Source organism: Acrocarpospora sp. B8E8 (assembly GCF_039871605.1).
Lineage (GTDB): Bacteria > Actinomycetota > Actinomycetes > Streptosporangiales > Streptosporangiaceae > Acrocarpospora > Acrocarpospora macrocephala.
Genome location: NZ_JBDPLV010000168.1, coordinates 1 through 2,856, shown reverse-complemented (window position 1 = coordinate 2,856; position 2,856 = coordinate 1). Strand labels below are relative to the sequence as shown.

The 2,856-nt window shown below is 68.0% G+C and carries 3 protein-coding genes and 1 pseudogene; 3 read left to right on the top strand and 1 reads right to left on the bottom strand.

Annotated features, from left to right (window positions below):
* Positions 1-127, bottom strand: a 127-nt coding sequence (locus tag ABGB08_RS54305) for a helix-turn-helix domain-containing protein (protein ID WP_347608365.1), incomplete at its 3' end; no start/stop codon positions are given.
* 231 nt (positions 128-358) lie between these two features.
* On the opposite strand from ABGB08_RS54305, the gene ABGB08_RS54300 reads away from it, so the two are divergent.
* The 3 genes and pseudogenes from ABGB08_RS54300 (at position 359) to ABGB08_RS54290 (ending at position 2,791) form a co-directional block, all read left to right on the top strand.
* Entirely contained in the window at positions 359-1,021 is a 663-nt protein-coding gene (locus ABGB08_RS54300) for a DUF4097 family beta strand repeat-containing protein (RefSeq protein WP_347608362.1), read from the top strand.
* Positions 1,022-1,075: 54 nt separating this feature from the next.
* On the top strand, positions 1,076-2,017 hold the full coding sequence (locus ABGB08_RS54295) for an ATP-binding cassette domain-containing protein (protein WP_347608359.1): 942 nt from the start codon (positions 1,076-1,078) through the stop codon (positions 2,015-2,017).
* Positions 2,014-2,791: pseudogene (locus ABGB08_RS54290) on the top strand (ABC transporter permease). Before ABGB08_RS54295 ends, ABGB08_RS54290 begins: the two are co-directional and overlap by 4 nt.
* Positions 2,792-2,856: the final 65 nt, after the last annotated feature.

Below are 2,856 nucleotides of genomic sequence, written 5' to 3'. Positions count from 1 at the left end.
TCACTTCACGCGTGACCGTCGAGGTCGGACGGTCGAGGCGTCTGGCGATCTCCGCGTAGGCGAGCCCGTCTCCCAGCCCCAAGGCGATCTGCTGGCGTTCCTGCTGGGTGAGCCTGCCCCCTGGCATCGCGTTCTCCTTCGCGCCACGTGATGCCCCGAGCATAGCGTCCACACGCGCCCATTGCAACAACTGCGACTTCAGATGTTGCATTAACCGATAGACCGTTGCAACAATTTAAGGCCATCTAGCTGCGATGACCCGGTCTTAGCGCAATGAAGTAGTTAAAGGATTCATGAAGGCAACGTAGCTTTTCCAGTGCTCGAAACACGCGGAACGACACAGCACTGGGAGAGCATGATGCAGAAGTTCGACACCCCCGCCCCGATCTCCGCCGTCCTGGACATCCCCGCCGGGCGGGTGCAGTTCATCGCCGCCGACCGGACCGACACCACGGTCGAGATCCACCCCGCCGACGCCGCCAAAAGCCGCGACGTACAGACCGCGAAGCAGACCAAGGTCGAATACGGCGACGGCGTCCTGCGGATCAAGGTGCCCGTGCAGAACCAGCTTTTCGGCGCCTGCGGAGCCATCGAGGTAACGGTCCAGCTGCCCGCCGGTTCCCAGGTCGAGGCCAAGGCCGCCGCCACCGAGTTCCGGGCCGTCGGACGGCTGGGCGAGGTGACCTTCGAGGGCGCGTACGACCAGATCAAGGTCGACGAGGCCGCGAGCGCCCGCATCACCGCCGTCGCCGGTGACGTCCTGGTCGGCCGCCTCACCGGCCCCGCGGAGATCAGCACCGCCAAGGGCGACATCCGCGTCGCCGAAGCCGTACGCGGCCGGGTCGCCCTGCGCACCGACATGGGCGACATCGAGGTCTCCGTGGCGCCGGGCGTCTCGGCCGCGCTGGACGCCGGCACCGGCTACGGCCGGACCCACAACGCGCTCAAGAACGACGGCACCGCCGAGCTCGACATCCACGCGACCACCGCCTACGGCGACATCACCGCCCGCAGCCTCTGACCCGCAGCCTCTGACCCGCAGCCTCTGACCCGCAGCCTCTAAAGGAGCACCAACATGACGAACCTGGCCATCGCGGCGAACGGCCTGCGCAAGTCCTACGGCGACAAGGTCGTACTCGACGGCGTCGACCTGGCCGTCCCCGTAGGAACGATCTTCTCCCTGCTCGGCCCGAACGGCGCCGGCAAGACCACCACCGTCCAGATCCTCTCCACCCTCATCCCCGCCGACGGCGGCACAGTCCAGGTCGCCGGATTCGACCTGGCCCGCAAGCCGGACGACGTACGCGGCGCGATCGGCGTCACCGGGCAGTACTCCGCCCTCGACAAGCTGCTCACCGGCGAGGAGAACCTGCTCCTCATGGCCGACCTCAAGCACCTGTCCCGCAGAGACGGCAAGCACAAGACCGCCGAACTGCTCGACCGGTTCGACCTGGTCGACGCGGCGCGCAAACCGGCCAGCACCTACTCCGGCGGTATGCAGCGCCGCCTCGACCTGGCGATGACGCTGGTCGGCGACCCTCGCCTGATCTTCCTGGACGAGCCCACCACCGGGCTGGACCCGCGCAGCCGCCGCTCCATGTGGCAGATCGTGCGTGAACTCATCACCAGCGGCGTCACCATCTTCCTCACCACCCAATACCTGGAGGAGGCCGACGAACTCGCCGACCGCATCGCCCTCCTCGACCACGGACGGCTGATCGCCGAAGGCACCGCCGAAGAACTCAAGCGGCGCATCCCCGGCGGCCACATCGAGCTCACCTTCGCCGATGCGCACCTGCTCGACACCGCGCGACACCTCATCGGCGCAGGCATCACCGACCCCGACGCGCTCACCCTGCAAGTGCCCAGCGACGGCAGCGTCCCCGCGATCCGCCAACTGCTCACCCTCCTGGACGAACACTCGATCGACATCGCCGAGATGAGCCTGCACACCCCCGACCTCGACGACGTCTTCCTCACCCTCACCGGCCAGCAGAAAACCGAGGCCACCCGATGAGCACCCTGTCCCTCGCCCTGCGCGACAACTCCACCATGATCCGGCGCCAGCTCAAGCGCCTGCTCCGCTACCCGTCCATGACCGTGCAGCTGATCGCCACTCCCGTCATCATCCTGATCGTGTTCGTCTACGTCTTCGGCGGCACCCTCGGCGAAGGACTCGGCGGCGGCGGCCGCGACGCCTACGTCAACTACGTCGTCCCCGGCATCCTGCTCATGGCGGTGGCCCCCGCCGCGACCGGAACCGCCGTCATGGTCGCCACCGACATGACCGAAGGCATCATCGCCCGCTTCCGCACCATGCGGATCTCCCGAGCCTCGGTCCTGACCGGCCACATCGTCGGCAGCGTCATCCAGCAGCTCCTCGGCATGGCCGCCGTCATCGGCATCGCCTTCGCGCTCGGCTTCCGGCCCCGACGCCACCGCCGTCGAATGGCTGGCCGCCGCCGGCCTGCTCACCCTGTTCGTCGTCGCCATCACCTGGCTCGCGGTCGCCCTCGGCATGAAGTCCCCGACCCCCGAGGCCGCCAGCAACGCCCCCATGCCCCTGATCCTGCTGCCCTTCCTCGGCAGCGGCTTCGTCCCCACCGACTCCATGCCCACCATCCTGCGCTGGTTCGCCGAATACCAGCCCTTCACCCCCGTCATGGAAACCGTCCGCGGCCTCCTCCTCGGCACCCCGATCGGCAGCAGCGGCGCCACCGCCACCGCCTGGTGCGCCGGCATCGCCGCCGCCTCCTACCTCTGGGCCAAGAACATCTTCAACAAGGCCTGACCATGAACCGGCCGAACAGGGCCGCCAGACCCACTCAACGGGCCTGGCGGCCCATTCGCATGACA

Excerpts from the sequence above, each read along its gene's own strand:
- ABGB08_RS54295 (WP_347608359.1), top strand. The coding sequence starts at position 1,076 with ATGACGAACCTGGCCATCGCGGCGAACGGCCTGCGCAAGTCCTACGGC.
- ABGB08_RS54300 (WP_347608362.1), top strand. The coding sequence starts at position 359 with ATGCAGAAGTTCGACACCCCCGCCCCGATCTCCGCCGTCCTGGACATC.